Below are 17,385 nucleotides of genomic sequence, written 5' to 3' on the forward strand. Positions count from 1 at the left end.
AGAGAACCATGTCAAAGAATATCAAGGCAGTACCGACTTCCGAGTACAACGCTGTCATCGCTACCGCCAATCAATACGTTGAAGGTCTGCGTGTGGGCAGTACAGAAGGCGTTGCTCAAGCTTTCCATAAAGACGCCGTGATGTACGGTTTCACAAACGGTGAGCTGCTTGGCGGCCCGATCAAGAATCTGTTTGATTTCGTTCAGAAGAACGGCAGTGCCCCAGAAATTACGACTCGGCTCGACATTCTGGCGATCACACCCACGACAGCCGTGGTGCGTGTCGATATGGAAAAGGATGCGATCGGTGCCGACTACAACGACTACCTGACCCTGATCAAAATCGACGGCACCTGGAAGGTCATCGCCAAGGTTTATCACCAGTTCGAAGGTTGAGCGTGCACCGATCCCGGTTGAATCAAAGCCGGGATCGGAGCTCGATCATCATCGACGGCGCTGGCAAAAGCCGAGCTTAGCCGTTTTCGAAAATAGATCATTTGAAGAGAGATACACAATGCCGATGGTTGAGTTTTCCGCTGCCCTGGACAGCGATGCAGGACACGCCTGGGGCGTATTGAAGAAATTTGGTGAGATTCATAAATGGCATCCCTCGATTGTCGAAAGCAGCATTGAGGACAACCAACTCGATGGATTGGTGGGCTGTATTCGCAAACTCACGTTGGCCGATGGCGCAGTTGTCAGGGAGCGCCTGTTATCGGTCGATGATCGCAATACAACGCTGTCCTACTGCTTCGAGGAAGCTCCATTGCCGCTGGACAACTATGTGGCCACGGTGAAATTGGCCTCGCTTACTGGACAGTCCAAGACGTTCATCCATTGGTCTGCAAGCTTCGATCTGCAAGATCTGAATACCGCAGAACAGTACCAGGAACTTGTTCGAGGACTGATCGTGGATGGGCACAACAGTCTCCAGTTATTTCTTACTCAGCACTGAACACTCAGGTGGGGCCGCGATAGCGTCGAGTCCTGGCTGATCAAGTGATTTGGTTTGGGTACACAAGGGCCGTTGATGGCCCTTTTTTCTGGTTCAACTTTTACTGCGCCGGCTTCAAACTGGCAGGCGAAATTGCTTGCGCAAGGCTTTGTCAAAAATCTTTGCGGGGGCAAAACGGCGCAGCATGCTGATTTGTCGCGCGGCCTTGCCCGCAGTGTAGCGATGCTGAGGGCGGACATCGGTCGCCGCTTTCACTACAACTGCCGCCACGACTTCTGGAAGATCGGCTTTGGGCATCACATCGCCTAGCAGTGCCTTGAACCCGGCTCGAGCCTGATCGTATTCCTTCAACTTCGAGTCCGGCTCAATGCCGTTTTGATCGAAGACGGTACGCACGAATGCCGGCTCGATGACCGATACTCGAATATTGAAGGCGCGAACCTCGTGATCTAGAGATTCCGAATAGCCCTCCAAAGCATGCTTGACCGCCGAATAATGAGCGGAGTAGGGCGCGGGCACTAACCCCAAAATAGATCCGATATTGATGATGCGCCCCTGTCCACGTTGTCGCATCGACGGTAATACCGCATTCGTCATGCGGATTACTCCAAACAAATTCACATCGAACAGTGCCTGCACCTGCGGGATCGAGAATTCCTCTGCGCCCCCAAGTAAACCAACACCCGCATTATTGACCAAGAGATCGATCCGCCCGGTCTGCGCGAGTACGGTGGAAACGAGCGCACTGACAGATTCATCATCCGTCACATCGCAACTGAGCATGGAAACCTGCGTTGGACTGTCACCAGCCTTCCGACTCGTGCCAAACACCGTATACCCGGCTCGTGCCAGAGCTTCAGCAGTAGCGCGACCAATACCGGATGATGCACCGGTCACTATCGCGGTTTTTTCGGAAGATGTTTTCAATTGATACTCCAGTGTGTCCGTGAGTTGCTTTCGGCGATAGCAAGCAGCTGGTTCGACGCTATTGCTCCAGCATTAATTTTCGCCAGACTATTGTTGAAGGCGCTGGCGCAGCGGGTTGGGACTGCAACTCAATTTTCCCCGGTGGTGACGTCGGGTTAATACAGGACACTTCTGATAAGTGACCTTCACGTGTAACCGAATCAGGAGTCTCGTCCGGCAGGCTGGTCGAGTTACAGATCATTAAGTCGACGCCGCAGCGACCGTTATTGGGTACCTGCTTAGTCATATGAGCTTGATAACCACCTTACCTTTGGCTCTGCCCCGTTCGACGTAGCTCAATGCCTCAGCCGTTGACTCAAACGGGAAGGTTCGGTCGATCACAGGTGTGATAACTCCGGACTCGACAAGCGCAGTGATTTTCTCCAATTGAGCACCGCTCGCACGCATGAATACGAACGCATATCTGACGTCCTGTTTGCGCGCTTTTCTGCGGATGCCGCTGCTCAACAGACGCATTATCCAACCCAGTCCCCAGAACAGCTTTTGCTCTTGTGCGAACTCTGGCGTCGGTGGCCCCGAGATGGAGATAAGTTGGCCACCCGGTTTGAGAATGCTGAGTGATTTTTCCAGGTCGACAGGGCCGAGGCTGTTTAATACGACGTCGTAGTCGCGCAAGACGCTTTCGAAGTTTTGCTGCTTGTAGTCGATGACGACGTCCGCTCCCAACGCCTTGACCCAACCCACGTTACTTGTGCTGGTCGTCGTCGCAACAAACGCGCCCAGATGCTTTGCAAGCTGGATGGCAATTGTGCCGACACCACCGGAACCCGCGTGGATAAAGACTTTTTGCCCCTTTTTCAACCGGGCTGTTTCAACCAGCACCTGCCAGGCAGTCAGTGCAACCAAGGGGAGGGCAGCGGCCTGTTCCATGGAGATATTTTTGGGTTTCAGCGCAAGAGCACTTTCATCCACCGCGATCAGCTCGGCAAAGGCGCCAATGCGTGATTGAGGAGGACGGGCATAGACCTCGTCACCCGCCTTGAAGTTGTGCACGCCCGATCCCACGCGAACCACGACGCCGGCCAAGTCATTACCCATAATCAAAGGGAATGAGTACGGCAGGATCAGTTTGAATTCACCTTTACGGATCTTCGAATCCAGCAGATTGACGCTGCTGGCATGCACCTCAACCAGGACATCGTTGATTCCAAGTTCAGGTACCGGTACCTCGCCAATACGTCCATGACTCTTGCCGTAACGGTCGATCAAGAAGGCTTTCATGATTCAGTTCTCATGGTTTTAATGGGATGGCAGCCTGCCTGTGCCACGCATCCGCCTAATGAAAAACCCGGCAGGATCAGCATCTGCTGCATGACAATCACGCCTCGGCCTGATAGCGCTCGGCGACTTCAGACTGACGGATCTCTGAAATCAAACCTTGGCGGGCAGCCTGCAGAGCATCCCAACGACCGGCGTCTTTTAACGGTGGAATGGTCACCGGCTCGCGACGATCAAAGCCGACCAGCGCAGCGTCGACCAGATCGCCCACGTCCATGATTTCGCTCAGGGTATTGATGTCGATGCCCGCGCGTTCCCAGATTTCGGTGCGAGTGGCCGCTGGCAGAACAGCTTGCACGTAGACGCCTTTGGACGAGAGTTCAAGGCTCAGCCCTTGCGATAGGAACAGGACAAAGGCCTTGGTCGCGCCGTAGACGGTCATGCCGAATTCCGGGGCGAGTCCGACGACGGAGCCGATGTTGATAATCGCGCCATTGCCGGCGTGTGCCAGGCGCGGGGCGATTGCGCTGGCGAGTCGTACCAGCGCGGTGGTGTTGAGCGCGACCAGGTTGGTAACGCTGTCGGTGGATTGTTCGATGAAGCTGCCGGATTGGGCGGCTCCCGCATTATTCACAAGGATCCCAATGCTGGCGTCATCGCGCAGACGAGCTTCGACGGTCGCCAAATCAGTGATTTGAGTCAGGTCAGCTTGAATAACGTCAATGGCCACGCCGTATTTCTCACTTAGCCGGGAGGACAGTGCGTCTAACCGGTTTTTGTCGCGGGCAACCAACACCAGATTGTGCCCGCGTTGCGCAAAACGCTCGGCGTAAGTGGCGCCAATGCCAGTCGAGGCGCCGGTGATGAGTACGGTTTCATTGATGCTCATAAATAGATTCTCTTGAATGGATGTCGATAAGCGATTCAGTCACCGCGACTGTTCAGCGCTGCGCGGAACTGGACTCGGCAAGCGTCGGGTAGTCGATGTAACCTGCTGCGCCACCGCCATACAGGGTTGCAGGATCGAGTGCTGATAAAGAGGCAGCGGTTTTGAGTCGTTCAACCAGATCAGGGTTGCCAATAAACGGACGCCCGAAAGCAATGAGGTCCGCCTTGTCATCGTTGAGCGTCGAGGTGGCCAGATTCAGGTCGTAGCCATTGTTGGCGATGTAGGTATTTTTGAAGCGTTGACGCAGGGAGCCGAAGTCGAAGGGCGCAACATCACGCGGGCCGCCGGTTGCACCTTCGACCACATGAAGGTAAACGAGGCCCATGGCGTCGAGTTGATCGACAACGTAATCGAATTGGGCTTGCGGTTCGGTGCTGGAAACACCGTTGGCAGGCGAGACGGGGGAAAGTCGGATACCCGTTCGCCCAGCACCGATCTCGTTCACAACAGCCGCAGTCACTTCAAGCAACAAACGAGCACGATTTTCGACCGAGCCACCGTAGGCATCAGTGCGAACATTGGCACCGTCCTTGAGGAACTGATCCAGCAAATACCCGTTTGCCCCGTGGATCTCTACGCCGTCAAACCCCGCAGCGATGGCGTTCGACGCCGCCTGGCGAAAGTCGTTAACGATCCCGGGAAGTTCGCTGATATCGAGGGCTCGCGGTTCCGAAACGTCCACGAAGTGATTGTTGACGAATACTTTTGTGGCGGGACGCAGAGCAGAGGGCGCTACCGGAGCGGCACCGTTTTCCTGCAGGTCGATGTGGGAAACGCGCCCGACATGCCAAAGTTGCAGGAAAATTCGTCCGCCTTTTTCATGAACGGCTTCAGTGACTTTGCGCCACCCATCTATCTGCGCCTGGGTATAAATTCCGGGCGTATCTTGATAGCCCTGTCCTTGCTGCGAGATCTGCGAAGCCTCGGAAATCAGCAGGCCTGCGGACGCTCTCTGGCTGTAATAGGTCGCAGCGAACTCGCTCGGTACAAAACCCTCGCCAGCTCGGTTACGGGTCAACGGCGCCATTACGATTCTGTTGGAAAGTGTCAGCGAGCCAAGCGTGTATGGCTCAAACAACGTCTTATCGTTCATATCGTTTCCATAATCGTTGATCAATGACGGCGACGTGCGCCGTGCCCGCGAAGATTCGCGATGACGAGATTTATGATGTCGCTCATGCTCAAAACTGTCAACGCTTTTGATTACGACCAACATCAGAGTATGATGCGGACATTGCTTTGAGATGCAGAGGCGCACGAAATGAAGATCACCAAGACGCAATCACTCGCTAACCGAGCGCATATCGTCGAGACGGCTTCCGAGCTTTTTCGTGACCGTGGCTACGATGGCGTGGGGGTGGCGGAACTGATGGCCGCAGCCGGTTTTACGCAAGGTGGTTTCTACAAGCATTTCGGCTCCAAAGCCGATTTGATGGCAGAAGCAGCCGAAAATAGCCTGTCAAAATCCCTATCGAGTGCCAGCGATCTCGACGTTACGGGATTTGTAAATCTGTACGTGTCGAGGGATCACAGAGACGGCAGGGGAGTGGGTTGCACGATGGCAGCACTGTGTGGCGACGCTGCTCGTCAGTCGAGTGAGTTGAAGGCGACCTTTGCCGACGGAATAGAAAACACACTGGCGGCGCTCGAAGAAAAGTACAAAGATGCTCAGGACACGCTGCAGGAAGGAGTGCGAGCAAAGATGATCGACCTGCTGGCGCATGCAATCGGTGCGGTCATGTTGTCGCGCGCTTGCCCGGATGATTCTTCACTCGCTGATGAAATACTCGAAGTTTGCCGCGCTGAGATATTGGCATCCTTGCCGTTGTCTCCGGCTAATCAGTCACAGGAGAGCATCTGACGACGGGCCGTAACTGCGCGTTTCTCAGTCTGAATTCGAAGAAGGAATCGTCCGCTGTTTGTATCTCTAGATGGGCCCAAGGGAACCGGCAAAACCACACTGTTGGAAGCCATTACGAAAGTACTGAGGGCCGACAACAAAAAGGTGATCCGACTCTGCGAGAGTAAAAGCGATCCCTTCAGGGGTGAAACAATGGCTCTCGTTAACCAACTCGTCAGGCATCCCTCCCGGGATTTGGAGCTGAGGGTTTGTGAACGCTTTGCCGATAGCCGTGCCTGGATTTCCCGGCACGTCCTGCCTAAGCAGCCGCCCGGCAGCATCATCCTGATCGATCGCTGGTACCCGTCAGATGCTGCGTTTCGCCGGATGGTCCCGTTTGCAGAAATTCTGCAGATGAACATTGATCGAAACGTGCGAGTGCCGGACCTGCATGTCGGGGTTGTCACCGACCCCGATATTTCATGGGCCAGGGCTGCGGCACGATCGCGTGGGCTGAGCAGTACGGTGATGCATAAGCTGGAAGAACAGGTCGCCAGTACCAAGGCATTCGAGCGAGCGGTTGCAGATCACGGCTGGGTTTTATGTCGCAATGAAGGAACGATCGAAGACGCAACGATGCAGGTGGTTTCTGAGATCAATAAAGTCCTTATCCGCGCATCTGCGCGCACCGCTTGAGGCCCTACGTACCAATCATTTCGCCCGCGAGATTCGCAAGGGCGCGGAGCCTGTCCATCTGCCGTATATCGTGGTGATACCCCATCCAGATATCGCGTCCTGGTGGTTCACTGCCGACGTCTAGCAATCTCAGGGCGGTCAATTGATCGCCTAACGCCCGTGGCAGAACCGCCACACCCAATCCGCGGCCACACATCTGCGCCTGCACGGTACGGCTGCTGCTGGTGAGCACCGTGTTGGCGAGTGGAAACATCTCCTTCAGCCAGAGCACGTCGGGATAGTGAGCCTGTGCTGTGTTCATGAGGATCAATCCGAGGCCTTCTCCATTTTGGGACGATGAGAAAGGCAAGTCAGCCGCGGCGTAGAGCCCATAGCTTAGGGTCGTGAGTCGACGTTGAACGATGTCCGGTTCGGTGAACGGCACGATGCGAAAGGCGATATCCGCGTCGCGGCGCGTCAGATCGAACAGGCGATGTCCGGCGATGACCTCGGGAACGATCAATGGGTAGCGTCGCGACAGTTCGCTGAGTACCGGAGCCAGCACATAGCAGGCGAACCAGTCCGCCGATGAAATCCGCAACAATCCTTCTGGTTGATCGCTGTCGCCCGCCAGGTGCCGCTCAATGGAAAGCGCGCTTCGCTCCATTTCCTCGGCCAGCCCCAGAATTTTTTCACCGCTGTCCGTCAGGACAAGACCTTGCCCGGTGCGGCGAAAGAAAACCTGCCCGCTGTGCTGCTCAAGAACGTGCAACCGCCGTCCGACGGTGGGGTGACTAACACCAAGTTGCTTCGCGGCGGCGCCCAGCGAGCCGGTTCGGACTATTGCCAGAAAGACGCGTAAGTCGTCCCAGTCCATGGCCCACCTCTAACGAAAATGAACGGCGAAGATGCCGCAATGACCGTTGCGTTGCAACATCCTTCAGGCCAACGCCAATCCCCCTTACAAATATGAACGGAAAACGTGCAAATCTGGCAGTGCCGTGGCCGCTGGCTGGCTCCCACAATGGGCGCTTGCCGTGTCTTTCTGGAGTTGCCCAATGACATCCCAAGAGGATTATTCACAAGCAGCCGATTCTCGCCGATGGTTTGCTTTCGCCGTTCTTCTGATCGGCGCGTTCCTTCCACCGCTGGACTTTTTCATCGTCAATGTTGCGTTGCCGTCCATTCGCAGCGGCCTCGCTATTACACCCGCGCAAGTCCAATGGATCATCTCGGGCTATGCCGCCAGCTACGCCGTCTTTCTGATCACTGGAGGTCGCCTGGGCGACCTGCTGGGCCGCCGCCGAGTGTTCCTGGCCGGCATCGCCGGGTTCGGCGTTTCGTCGCTGATTTGCGGACTGGCCAACTCGCCGACGATGTTGATCTTCGGACGCGTGTTGCAAGGGTTGAGCGCAGCGGCAATGGCGCCGCAAGGGCTGGCGTCCATCCACACGCTATTTCCGGAACACGAACGTTCGCGCGCCTTAGCGATATATGGCGCGACGATTGGCTTTGCGGCGGTTGTCGCCCAGGCGCTTGGCGGCCTGCTGATTTCGGCGAACGTTTTCGACCTGCAATGGCGAGCCATTTTCTTGATCAATCTGCCCATCGTCGCCGCTGTTTTTATTGGCGGAATACCACTGCTTCCGGATTCGCGAAGTAAAACCCCGGCGCCGTTGGATCGCGTTGGCGTATTGCTGTGTGCGCTGGCGGTCGGGCTGCTAGTGCTGCCGTTAGTCGAGGGCAGGGAAGCAGGGTGGCCTTGGTGGCTTTGCCTGATGCTGCTGAGTTCGCCATTAGCCGCCGCCGGCTTTTGGCATTACGAAACTGCGCTGGAGCGCCGAGGCGGCACACCTTTGGTCAGCCCGCAGCTCAGCCGGGCACCCGGGCTGGTCGCCGGGCTGACAGGCGTATTGTTTTTCTACGTGGTATCCGCGTTCTTTTTGACGTTTTCGATTTACCTGCAAGACGCGCTAGGCGCAACGCCATTGGTCTCGGGGCTGATGTTCGTTCCCTTCGGTGTGGGTTTTCTGATTGGCCCTCTGACAACTCCCTTTGCCATCCACTGGTTCGGCCGTTTTGTACCCGCCATGGGCATGATGCTTGAGGTACTGGGATGTCTGATCCTGAGCGCAGCGGTCGCGACCGCGCCGGCAGGGGAGAGCCCTCAATTGGCGCTCGTGATCCTGGCGGTGGGATTACTCGGCTTCGGCCAGGGTTGGGCGCTGCCCACACTGATTCGCACGGTTATCGATCGAGCGCCACCAGGCGGGTCAGGAATGATCTCCGGCGTCGTCAATTCGGCATTGCAGATCAGCGCCGCGCTGGGGGTGGCGGTCCTCGGTGGCGTGTTTTACGCGGTCGCCGCGCCTGCGCAAAACCCTTCGTCGCTTGCCAACGGATTCATTGCCGCGCTGCTGGGCATCGCTGCTTGCCTGGTGGTTTCAGCGCTGCTGTCCGTTTATGCCTCAATACCTCGTCACTCAGGAGTTAAAACATGTCTGGTAAATTTATCAATCAAGTAGCGGTCGTCACCGGCGGCTCGACTGGCATCGGCTTCGCCATTGCAAAAGCGTTGTTGGCCGAGGGTGCAAAACGCGTCTATATCACCGGACGTTCGGCGGCAACGCTGGACGCGGCGGTTACCGCACTCGGCGAAAATGCCGTGGCGGTGGTGTCTGACGTCGCTCGGCAGGCCGACCTCGATGCGCTCAAGGCCTTGGTCGAAGCACGGGACGGTCAACTCAATGCGGTGTTTGCCAACGCCGGTATTTGCGAAAAAAACCCGGTGGGAGAAACGACTGAAGCCGCTTACTACAACACGTTCGATATTAACGTTAAGGGCGTATTTTTCACTGTTCAGACGCTGTTGCCGCTGATGAAGGATGGCTCGTCAATCGTTCTCACCGCCTCCATTTGCTCCAGCAACGGGATGGAAGGCCTGAGTCTTTACAACGCTTCAAAGGCTGCGGTTCGTTCATTTGCACGGACGTGGGCCAATGAGCTCAAAGGCCGAAAAATTCGCGCGAACGTGCTCAGCCCTGGCTTTACCAGGACACCGTTGATGGACAACGGACTGAAGATGGATGAGAGCCAGATCGAAGCACTGAAAAGTCACGTAGGACAAATCGTACCGCTGGGCTACATGGCCCAACCGGAACAAATCGCGGCGTCCGCGCTGTTCCTTGCATCCGCTGACGCCAGTTATGTCAACGGCGTGGAGCTGATGGTCGACGGTGGTCTTTCGCAAATCTAAAGGTTGCTCAAACAGTCGGAAAAAACAGCGAAAACCGAATAGTCCCGGGCTGGGGCTGTTCAACACTCACATTACCGCCATGCAATTGCATGATCGCCACGACGATGGCGAGGCCAAGACCGTATGAGTCGGAGCTCTGGTGCCGGGACGCATCGCCGCGGTAAAACCGGTCGAACAGTTTGCGCAGGGTTTCGTCGCTTAGCACGGGGCCCTGATTTTCCACCTCAATTCGGCATCCACCTTCGACTGCAACGACCCGCATCAGGATCTCGCTGCCTTCGTCGGCATAGCGAATCGCGTTTGCCACCAGATTGCTCAATGCCCGGCGCAACAGCAAAGGGTCGGCTTGAACGGTGCCATCGCCAGTGGTCTGGAGGGTCATCTGGCGCTCTTCGGCCAGGCCTTCGAAATAGCCGGCGATGCGCTGTGTTTCGTCATGCAGCGACAATGGCTGACGCTCGACCACCGATTGCGCGTCGTCAGCGCGAGCGAGGAACAGGATGCTTTCGACGATCCTGGAAATACGCTCCAGTTCTTCGAGGTTCGAGGCGATCAGCGCCTGGTAGTCGTCCTGGCTGCGGGTCTGGCGCAAGGCGACCTGGCAATGGCCCATCAACGAGCCCACTGGCGTGCGTATTTCGTGAGCCAGGTCGGCAGAGAATTGCGTCAGGCGTTGATAACCCTTGGCCAGGCGATCGAGCATCGCATTGTAGGCGTCACTCAATTGCTGCAGTTCAACCGGTGTGTCGGCGCTGTCCATCCGGCTGTCGAGCCGCTCAGGCGTGATGTTTGCCGCATGCGCGGCCATTTTGCGCAACGGGCGCAGGCCGCGACGCAGCAGCACGTAACCGAGCAACGCGGTGAGCAGAAATGCGAGCGTCACGGCCAGGTAAATACGTTCGCGAAACGCCGCGAGCATGGCCATTTCCTTGCCCATGATGTGCGCAGCCGTCAGGCGAACTTCGCGTCCGCCCGAAGTCGTTATGACGGAGGCAGCGCGCAACGGTGTGCCAGAGTCGGTCACGCCGCTGCGCAGGTCATTGACGCTCAACTGCGCTTCCTGGCCAATCACGGGTAATTCGGGCAGCGTGACGTTCAGCGGATTGACCAGGATCACCGGCGGCTGACCGGGCTCCCCGATGATGAAAATGTCGTCTTCGCTGTCGAGCATGTTCTTGAAAATCTGTGGGCTGTCGCGAAGCTTTTCGATGGCCAGTTCGTAATGCAACAGCTTGCGAAAATGATCCAGACGGCCCATGACCGCGTGATCGCTGTAGATCAATACCGAGGCTTTCATCGACTGGTACAAATAGAACCCGGCCCCGGCCACGGCGAGCATCGCCACCAGCGAAAAGGCCACGGTCGAACGCAGGGTCAGGGATGGTTGGCGTCGGGTCCGCATGGCCTCACCTCGCACACATAGCCGATACCGCGGATGGTATGGATCAGCTTGATCGGGTAGGGCTGGTCGACCTTGTTGCGCAGGCGTTTGACGGCCACGTCCACGACGTTGGTATCGCTGTCGAAATTCATGTCCCAGACCTCCGAGGCAATCTGCGCCCGGGACAGGACATCGCCTTCACGACGAAGAAACAGATGCAGCAGGGCAAACTCCTTGTTGGTCAGCACGATCACTTGCTGCTGGCGCGTGACGCGGCGACGCACCAAGTCCAGTTCCAGGTCCGCGATGTGAAAATGATCGGCTTCGCGGACCACGCCACGACGCAGGATGGTGCGAATGCGCAACAACAATTCGGTGAAGGAAAACGGTTTTACCAGATAGTCATCGGCGCCCAGTTCCAGGCCGCGAATGCGATCGTGCAACTGATCGCGGGCGGTAAGAAACAGCACGGGCACGTCTTGCTTGGCGCGCAACAGCTCGATGATTTGGAATCCATCGATGCCGGGCAACATCACATCCAGCACGATCAGGTCGTAAACCGTTTGCAGTGCCATGTGCAAGCCATCGGCGCCGTGCTGGGTCCAGTCGACGTTGTAGCCGGACTCGCCAAGTCCCTTTTTCAGGTACTCGCCGGTTTTTGTGTCGTCTTCGATCAGCAGAATATGCATCGTCAGTGGGCGCTCGGGTCTCTCAGCGTTGCAGTGTAACCAGCCGAGGAGATTGAGTCGGTTACATTTCTGTCATTTGTACAAGCGTCATTTCGAATGACAAAAATGTCATCCGGCGGTCATCGTGAGGTCCCGGTCGGGGGCCGAGGATGGCGGCACATAAAACAGTGAGGAATCGTCGCAATGAAGCTGAAGACTGCTCTGTCCACCACGTTCGGTTTGTTGATGCTCAGCGCTGCTGTCATGGCCACCGCGGCCGATGTACCGGTAATCAAGCCACTGCGGGGCACCGTCGAAAGTGTCAGCAACAACACGCTGACGTTCACCACGCGTTCCGGCGCGCAGCAGACCATCGGCCTGACTGACAAGACTGATTTCAAGCGGGTATCAAAGGCAAATATCGATTCGATCAAAGCCGACAGCTTCGTCGGCTCGGCAGCCACGCCACAGGCCGATGGTTCGCTGAAGGCGCTTGAAGTCACTGTCTTCGAGTCCAGCCTCAAGGGCAGCGGCGAAGGTCACTACGGTTGGCAAAATGCGGACGGCAGCACAGGCACCATGACCAATGGCACCGTGGGCAAATTGTCCAAAGCCAATGGCCGCACGCTGACCGTTAATTACAAGGGTGGCGAGAAGCAACTCGTCGTGCCAGACGATGTACCCATTGCCTACGTAGAGCCAGGCAAAGCAGACGAGTTGGTCAAAGGCGCGAAAATTGTCGTGTTCCCGGCCGAAGGTGGCACAACCGCACGCGGTATAGCCGTTGGTAAAGATGGCTTCCAGCCGCCGATGTAATCGCCTGAACCCGGTGGAGCGGGGCGCCTGGCCTCGTTCCAACCATGCGCGGTTTCCAAGGCAGGGAAAAACATGAGTAGAAAATCAATCCACCCTTGGCCCGTTCGCCTAACCCATTGGCTCAACGCCGCCTGCATGATCTGCATGTTCATGAGCGGCTGGGCGATTTACAACGCCTCGCCATTGTTCGCGTTCAGGTTTCCGGTGGCGTTTACAGTGGGTGGTTGGCTGGGCGGCGCGCTGGCCTGGCACTTCGCATTTATGTGGCTGCTGTTCATCAACGGCCTTATCTATGTGCTGTACGGGTTGACCAGCCGCCATTTCAAACGTGATTTTTTGCCGATCAGCATTCAGGCGGTAAAGCATGATTTGACGGATGCACTGCGTTTTCGACTGGTGCACGAAAAGGGTGTCTATAACGCGGTGCAGCGCCTGATGTATTGGATGGTGCTGGCAGCAGGCGTACTGGTCCTGATCTCGGGGCTGGCAATCTGGAAACCCATTCAACTTCAAGAGCTGGTCGCGCTCCTGGGCGGCTATGACATTGCCCGTTACGTGCATTTCGCGGCGATGGCAGGCATTGGCGCGTTCGTCGTAGTGCATCTGGCATTGGTGCTGCTGGTGCCGAAAACCCTTTTGCCCATGATCACTGGCGGAAAACTCGACCATGATTGAGCCCAAAAAACCCGCAGTTCAACGCATCAAGCTTGAACCCGCACAGCAACTCCAACTGGAAAATCTCCAGCGCCGGAATTTTCTTCGGGGTGGCTTGACCGTCGGTGCGATGGCGATGCTGAGCGGTTGTAACCTGCAGGACGGCGACCAGGTCGACAAGGTGCTGTGGGCGATGTCGCGTTGGAACGACCGGGTCCAGGCCTGGCTATTCAGCGGGCAGAAGCTGGCGCCGACCTTCACCAAGGCACAAATGACCACGCCATTTCCTTTCAACGCGTTCTACGGCCAGGACGACATTCCGGAAGTGGACTTACCGAATTACTCGCTCGCCGTTTCGGGTCTGGTACGCGACAAGGCACCGTGGACGCTCGAAGGCTTGCGCAAACTGCCGCAGCGCAACGACATTACACGCTTGATCTGCGTTGAAGGCTGGAGCGCCATCGGCCAATGGGGAGGCGTACCACTGAAAACCTTCCTGGAACACATCGGCGCTGACACCACGGCCAAGTTCGTCGGTTTCAAATGTGCGGACCGTTATTACTCCAGCCTGGACATGCCGACTGCATTACATCCACAAACGTTGCTGGCTCTGGATTACGGCGAAGTCGCATTGCCGCCAGAGTATGGCTATCCGCTGCGGGTACGAGTGCCCACCAAGTTAGGCTTCAAAAATCCCAAGCACATCGTTGAGATCTTCGTCAGCAATGATAATCCGGGCGGATATTGGGAAGACCAGGGCTATAACTGGTTTAGCGGGATCTGATGTTCGGAGTAGCCATGCACAAGCGGGATTAGCGGAATAGCAAGAAAGGGCCTAGGGAAGAGTTCCACCCAGACACATCATTTAACATAATATACATTACACGTAACAAGGTACTACAAGATTAGCCTGGTTGCCCACAGATTGCAGCTGTCCACGCCAGGCCCTTCACGTACAAATGCAACTGAGCTCACCGCAACGATTTCCTCGTCACGACCATCACCTGCAGCTAATCACCCCTGCGTCATTTTTCCAATCAGCGCTGCATGCTGTGGAAACTCTGCCGTGAGTTTTTGTCGGTCGCTCATTTCCATATCCGCGTAATCAAACCCTGGCGAAACCGCTTCACTGATCAAACCGTAACCCGCAGGCCCATCGATAATCTGCGAAGCTTTCCAGGTGCCGCCTGGTACGTGTAGCTGTAGACACTGACCGCCAACAACGTCGCTGCCCATCACCACGGTTTGCAATGTGCCGTCCGGGAATATCAGGCTGTACTCGATTGCATCGCCCAGATGGTAGTAATGCACGATGTCGGATTGGTTGAAATGAAAGTAGCCAATGGGTGAATCCTGGGTCAGCAGGTAATAAATGGACGTCATCAAATAGCGCTGGCCACGCTCGGTCGCTACCATCGGGCGATCCGATTGGAAGGTTCTGCGGAAATAACCGCCTTCTACGTGTTGTTCCAGATCGAGGGCTGTGATCAGTTCTCGGGCATTCGGTGAGCTACGCATCGTCCTGTGTCCTTCGTCCATAATTAAGCTGATTCAGAACCATCTTTTATAACTAAACTAAACGGTCATTTAGTGTAGTTATTATTATTTAGAATATTAAGCCTCGACTCCACACTCGGCTGCAACACTTAAAGCGCGGTCAATCACTATGATCAACCGCACCGTTACATCAATGAATCATGATGCTGTTGTAGTCAGCACTCAACGTCTCCAGATGGATTTTGTACCGATTCAGCAATCTCGATAACTCCGCCTGGGTGTAATCCGTACGTTTCAGATTATCCAGATTCAACGAAAACCCCAGCCACACGCCCGCCACCGTAATGATTTCCTCACCAACCACGCGACGTTGGCGGCTTATGTCGACGACCGCGGTAATATCGGACAATGCATCTTCGGCGATCTGAAGCTCATGGTTCAGCCCTTCCATCAATAAAGTCAGGCTCTGGATTTCCTTGTCCAGATTGTTCCGAGAGGTCGCGAGTTCGCTGTATTTTATGCCGTCGGACACTACGCCCAGCACCTTCCTGACCAGTTCAATTCCCTGCTTCACCGCCTCTTTTTTCGGGTTCTGCATGTCCAGGCTATCGAGTTCCTTGCCTTCGGGAATGTAGTTTTTATACAGGTCGGCCAGGTTGAATTCACGGATCACGTCCTGAGCCTTGATCAGTGCGTCTCGCTGTTCCGAGCGTTTCGCTTTGGTCAGGGTGTGATCGTTCAAGTCCAGCAGAATCCTGGCTTTGCGCGACCGCGCGACTTTCAGCGGCTCGTCGGCTCGCTCGCCGATTTCAACTCTATACAAGCTGCGAACTTCGTTCTCAAGAAACCGCGAGCGATCGGTAAACTTCGCCTCGACGTCTTCGAGCATCGATTCGATATTACGTTTGATACTCGAGATCTCTGCGCTGACCATCTCCCGATCCTGTGCTGCCAGGTCAGTCCTGGCCAGGGCGTCGTTGAGTTCTGCTAGCGCATCGAAATAGCTTTGCCCAGAGGCGCTGTTCAATGCGGTCAGCAGCACCGGTAAGGATTCGCGCAGGGTTTTATCCAGGTTATTCAGGTACGCGGAAGCTCGCTGCGCCCTCTCCTGCAATACATCGGATCGCTCCTGTCTAAAATTGGCCAGCCTCGTAATGTCGCGAATGGTTTGAATGATCTTTTTAACGTCAATTGCGGGAATAAGTTGGGTGTCGATCGGTGTCACATTGTTCATGGCAGTCATCCTTTGGTCGCCGGGCAATCAGTTAAAGCTCTTTTTGTATTCTTCCAGGGCTTCATTAAATACAGCCACCAAATCACTGGCGGTGTTTTTCACATCGCGCCACGGGTCAATCACCATCGCAAACTCGGCGACAAATGAGGTCAGGCGCAACGCATCGTTGATACGCCCGAACTGTGCGGCCGAAGCATCAATCTTGCTCAGGATCGTCTGCCACATGGTGTTCAAGATATTAAGAGCGGCTTCTGCGCCGGCCATTCGGATGCCGATATCGCCAAAGTTCGACAGGGAACTTTCCATGGCACTCTGCAAGCCTTCCTTGCCACTGACGGACAGTTCCAACTCATCAACTTCAGTCTTCAGCGCATTGCGTTCTTTGCGGGCTGTCTCTGCTTTCGGGCCAAAGATCGATCCCGAAATCGGCCAGAAAATCGGTAGGCCACCGGAAAACGACATGCCGACGTAATAGTCGTAGTCCTTGTCCAACTGCGTGATCCGGTCTTTCTTGGTGCGGATAGTTTCCCTGGTACTGGCGATGGATTCGAGCAAGCTGTTGCGCTCCATCAAGTCATACTTGCTCCTGACCTCGGACTGCAAACCAAAGACCCGTTTACCGCTCGACAATTCGCCGCCAGCCAGCTCGATCTTGAAGTTGGAGATGCGGTCCTTGAGCTCTTGCGTCGCGCTTTGCTGGCGTTTGATATCGACCTTCATCAGCTCGATGATTTCAGTTACGGCAGATGCCACTTCACCATCGTCAGAGGTGTATCGAATGCCTTCCAGATCACTGTTGCTTAACTGACCCAGCGTGGTTCTGACCCGGTCCATGATCGGCATTTCCTTGATCACGGAAATGATTTCGCCACCGCTGCTGACTATGTTTTTGGCCGCAGAACTCAAGTCGATACTTTGCTGGACGATTTTGTTTTCCACCGCATCCCAGCTGGATGCATGAATCCGGATTTTCTTGAATAAGACCTGAACGTCACTGGGTTCCAGCCCGGGAATATCCAACTTGGTGTATTTCAGGTACGACTCGACTTCCGGCAATTCGCTCGGCAGTGACAAGCCCTTCTTCACATACTGTTTGATCTTGATCACATCTTCTTTGGTAAATACCCCGGCGCTGCGTGCTACACCGGGATACTCGCCTGAAATCAGATGGAGCACGGCTTTAGGAAGATCATTGCTGCATTCTGCATCTTTCAACTGAAAAGCCATCACGTTTGCCTCTGTTCAATAAGATCGAC

General features: G+C 55.6%; 19 protein-coding genes. 9 read left to right on the forward strand and 10 right to left on the reverse strand.

All coding sequences use genetic code 11. The features are described from left to right. Nucleotides 1-8: 8 nt before the first annotated feature. Together LOY68_RS16680 and LOY68_RS16685 are read left to right on the forward strand one after the other, a co-directional pair. Complete coding sequence (locus LOY68_RS16680; protein WP_265038606.1) at nucleotides 9-395, forward strand: nuclear transport factor 2 family protein; 387 nt, start codon at nucleotides 9-11, stop codon at nucleotides 393-395. Between the two features lie 118 nt (nucleotides 396-513). Then, entirely contained in the window at nucleotides 514-954 is a 441-nt protein-coding gene (locus LOY68_RS16685) for an SRPBCC family protein (RefSeq protein WP_265038608.1), read from the forward strand. Between the two features lie 114 nt (nucleotides 955-1,068). Here the strand turns inward: LOY68_RS16685 and LOY68_RS16690 are convergent, their stop codons facing one another. From LOY68_RS16690 to LOY68_RS16705, 4 genes are all read right to left on the reverse strand, one after another. Continuing rightward, nucleotides 1,069-1,881: an oxidoreductase gene (locus LOY68_RS16690; RefSeq protein WP_265038609.1), complete on the reverse strand. Its 813-nt coding sequence runs from the start codon at nucleotides 1,879-1,881 to the stop codon at nucleotides 1,069-1,071. Between the two features lie 282 nt (nucleotides 1,882-2,163). Continuing rightward, nucleotides 2,164-3,162, reverse strand: a complete 999-nt coding sequence (locus LOY68_RS16695) for an NADP-dependent oxidoreductase (protein WP_265038611.1) — start codon at nucleotides 3,160-3,162, stop codon at nucleotides 2,164-2,166. Nucleotides 3,163-3,259: 97 nt separating this feature from the next. Further along, entirely contained in the window at nucleotides 3,260-4,048 is a 789-nt protein-coding gene (locus LOY68_RS16700) for an SDR family NAD(P)-dependent oxidoreductase (RefSeq protein ID WP_265038613.1), read from the reverse strand. A 52-nt stretch (nucleotides 4,049-4,100) separates the two neighbouring features. Beyond that, a complete protein-coding gene (locus LOY68_RS16705; protein ID WP_265038615.1) occupies nucleotides 4,101-5,201 on the reverse strand; it encodes an alkene reductase in 1,101 nt (366 codons plus the stop codon). 168 nt (nucleotides 5,202-5,369) lie between these two features. Between LOY68_RS16705 and LOY68_RS16710 the strand changes: the two genes are divergently transcribed. Next, nucleotides 5,370-5,969: a TetR/AcrR family transcriptional regulator gene (locus LOY68_RS16710; RefSeq protein ID WP_265038616.1), complete on the forward strand. Its 600-nt coding sequence runs from the start codon at nucleotides 5,370-5,372 to the stop codon at nucleotides 5,967-5,969. A 33-nt stretch (nucleotides 5,970-6,002) separates the two neighbouring features. Then, nucleotides 6,003-6,644, forward strand: a complete 642-nt coding sequence (locus LOY68_RS16715) for a dTMP kinase (protein WP_265045798.1) — start codon at nucleotides 6,003-6,005, stop codon at nucleotides 6,642-6,644. A gap of 4 nt (nucleotides 6,645-6,648) precedes the next feature. Here LOY68_RS16715 and LOY68_RS16720 read toward each other — a convergent pair whose 3' ends face one another. Continuing rightward, entirely contained in the window at nucleotides 6,649-7,500 is an 852-nt protein-coding gene (locus LOY68_RS16720) for a LysR family transcriptional regulator (RefSeq protein ID WP_265038618.1), read from the reverse strand. A 181-nt stretch (nucleotides 7,501-7,681) separates the two neighbouring features. On the opposite strand from LOY68_RS16720, the gene LOY68_RS16725 reads away from it, so the two are divergent. Both LOY68_RS16725 and LOY68_RS16730 read left to right on the forward strand, forming a co-directional pair. Next, complete coding sequence (locus tag LOY68_RS16725) at nucleotides 7,682-9,148, forward strand: MFS transporter (protein WP_265038619.1); 1,467 nt, start codon at nucleotides 7,682-7,684, stop codon at nucleotides 9,146-9,148. Beyond that, a complete protein-coding gene (locus LOY68_RS16730) occupies nucleotides 9,121-9,879 on the forward strand; it encodes an SDR family oxidoreductase (RefSeq protein ID WP_265038621.1) in 759 nt (252 codons plus the stop codon). Before LOY68_RS16725 ends, LOY68_RS16730 begins: the two co-directional genes overlap by 28 nt. Before the next feature lie 7 nt (nucleotides 9,880-9,886). Here LOY68_RS16730 and LOY68_RS16735 read toward each other — a convergent pair whose 3' ends face one another. Beyond that, nucleotides 9,887-11,281 (reverse strand): heavy metal sensor histidine kinase, encoded by a 1,395-nt coding sequence (locus LOY68_RS16735; RefSeq protein ID WP_265038623.1) that lies wholly within the window; start codon nucleotides 11,279-11,281, stop codon nucleotides 9,887-9,889. After that, the gene (locus LOY68_RS16740; protein WP_265038624.1) at nucleotides 11,254-11,949 is read right to left on the reverse strand and encodes a heavy metal response regulator transcription factor; all 696 of its coding nucleotides are present in this window, start codon (nucleotides 11,947-11,949) and stop codon (nucleotides 11,254-11,256) included. Before LOY68_RS16740 ends, LOY68_RS16735 begins: the two co-directional genes overlap by 28 nt. Nucleotides 11,950-12,138: 189 nt before the next feature. Between LOY68_RS16740 and LOY68_RS16745 the strand changes: the two genes are divergently transcribed. The 3 genes from LOY68_RS16745 (at nucleotide 12,139) to LOY68_RS16755 (ending at nucleotide 14,182) form a co-directional block, all read left to right on the forward strand. Next, nucleotides 12,139-12,744: a hypothetical protein gene (locus LOY68_RS16745; RefSeq protein WP_163910452.1), complete on the forward strand. Its 606-nt coding sequence runs from the start codon at nucleotides 12,139-12,141 to the stop codon at nucleotides 12,742-12,744. 72 nt (nucleotides 12,745-12,816) lie between these two features. Beyond that, complete coding sequence (locus LOY68_RS16750; protein WP_265038625.1) at nucleotides 12,817-13,419, forward strand: cytochrome b/b6 domain-containing protein; 603 nt, start codon at nucleotides 12,817-12,819, stop codon at nucleotides 13,417-13,419. Beyond that, nucleotides 13,412-14,182: a molybdopterin-dependent oxidoreductase gene (locus tag LOY68_RS16755; protein ID WP_265038626.1), complete on the forward strand. Its 771-nt coding sequence runs from the start codon at nucleotides 13,412-13,414 to the stop codon at nucleotides 14,180-14,182. Before LOY68_RS16750 ends, LOY68_RS16755 begins: the two co-directional genes overlap by 8 nt. A gap of 230 nt (nucleotides 14,183-14,412) precedes the next feature. Here LOY68_RS16755 and LOY68_RS16760 read toward each other — a convergent pair whose 3' ends face one another. The 3 genes from LOY68_RS16760 to LOY68_RS16770 form a co-directional block, all read right to left on the reverse strand. Beyond that, entirely contained in the window at nucleotides 14,413-14,916 is a 504-nt protein-coding gene (locus tag LOY68_RS16760; RefSeq protein WP_265038628.1) for a cupin domain-containing protein, read from the reverse strand. A 169-nt stretch (nucleotides 14,917-15,085) separates the two neighbouring features. After that, nucleotides 15,086-16,129 (reverse strand): alpha-xenorhabdolysin family binary toxin subunit B, encoded by a 1,044-nt coding sequence (locus tag LOY68_RS16765; protein WP_265038629.1) that lies wholly within the window; start codon nucleotides 16,127-16,129, stop codon nucleotides 15,086-15,088. A 27-nt stretch (nucleotides 16,130-16,156) separates the two neighbouring features. Beyond that, entirely contained in the window at nucleotides 16,157-17,356 is a 1,200-nt protein-coding gene (locus LOY68_RS16770) for an alpha-xenorhabdolysin family binary toxin subunit A (protein WP_265038630.1), read from the reverse strand. Between the last annotated feature and the right edge of the window lie 29 nt (nucleotides 17,357-17,385).

Origin of the sequence: Pseudomonas sp. B21-053 (genome assembly GCF_026016365.1) — a bacterium.
GTDB lineage: Bacteria > Pseudomonadota > Gammaproteobacteria > Pseudomonadales > Pseudomonadaceae > Aquipseudomonas > Aquipseudomonas nunensis.

Excerpts from the sequence above, each read along its gene's own strand:
- LOY68_RS16755 (WP_265038626.1), top strand. The coding sequence starts at position 13,412 with ATGATTGAGCCCAAAAAACCCGCAGTTCAACGCATCAAGCTTGAACCC.
- LOY68_RS16705 (WP_265038615.1), bottom strand. The coding sequence starts at position 5,201 with ATGAACGATAAGACGTTGTTTGAGCCATACACGCTTGGCTCGCTGACA.
- LOY68_RS16735 (WP_265038623.1), bottom strand. The coding sequence starts at position 11,281 with ATGCGGACCCGACGCCAACCATCCCTGACCCTGCGTTCGACCGTGGCC.
- LOY68_RS16740 (WP_265038624.1), bottom strand. The coding sequence starts at position 11,949 with ATGCATATTCTGCTGATCGAAGACGACACAAAAACCGGCGAGTACCTG.
- LOY68_RS16680 (WP_265038606.1), top strand. The coding sequence starts at position 9 with ATGTCAAAGAATATCAAGGCAGTACCGACTTCCGAGTACAACGCTGTC.
- LOY68_RS16750 (WP_265038625.1), top strand. The coding sequence starts at position 12,817 with ATGAGTAGAAAATCAATCCACCCTTGGCCCGTTCGCCTAACCCATTGG.
- LOY68_RS16765 (WP_265038629.1), bottom strand. The coding sequence starts at position 16,129 with ATGAACAATGTGACACCGATCGACACCCAACTTATTCCCGCAATTGAC.
- LOY68_RS16700 (WP_265038613.1), bottom strand. The coding sequence starts at position 4,048 with ATGAGCATCAATGAAACCGTACTCATCACCGGCGCCTCGACTGGCATT.
- LOY68_RS16685 (WP_265038608.1), top strand. The coding sequence starts at position 514 with ATGCCGATGGTTGAGTTTTCCGCTGCCCTGGACAGCGATGCAGGACAC.
- LOY68_RS16720 (WP_265038618.1), bottom strand. The coding sequence starts at position 7,500 with ATGGACTGGGACGACTTACGCGTCTTTCTGGCAATAGTCCGAACCGGC.
- LOY68_RS16695 (WP_265038611.1), bottom strand. The coding sequence starts at position 3,162 with ATGAAAGCCTTCTTGATCGACCGTTACGGCAAGAGTCATGGACGTATT.
- LOY68_RS16760 (WP_265038628.1), bottom strand. The coding sequence starts at position 14,916 with ATGCGTAGCTCACCGAATGCCCGAGAACTGATCACAGCCCTCGATCTG.
- LOY68_RS16730 (WP_265038621.1), top strand. The coding sequence starts at position 9,121 with ATGTCTGGTAAATTTATCAATCAAGTAGCGGTCGTCACCGGCGGCTCG.
- LOY68_RS16710 (WP_265038616.1), top strand. The coding sequence starts at position 5,370 with ATGAAGATCACCAAGACGCAATCACTCGCTAACCGAGCGCATATCGTC.
- LOY68_RS16725 (WP_265038619.1), top strand. The coding sequence starts at position 7,682 with ATGACATCCCAAGAGGATTATTCACAAGCAGCCGATTCTCGCCGATGG.
- LOY68_RS16770 (WP_265038630.1), bottom strand. The coding sequence starts at position 17,356 with ATGGCTTTTCAGTTGAAAGATGCAGAATGCAGCAATGATCTTCCTAAA.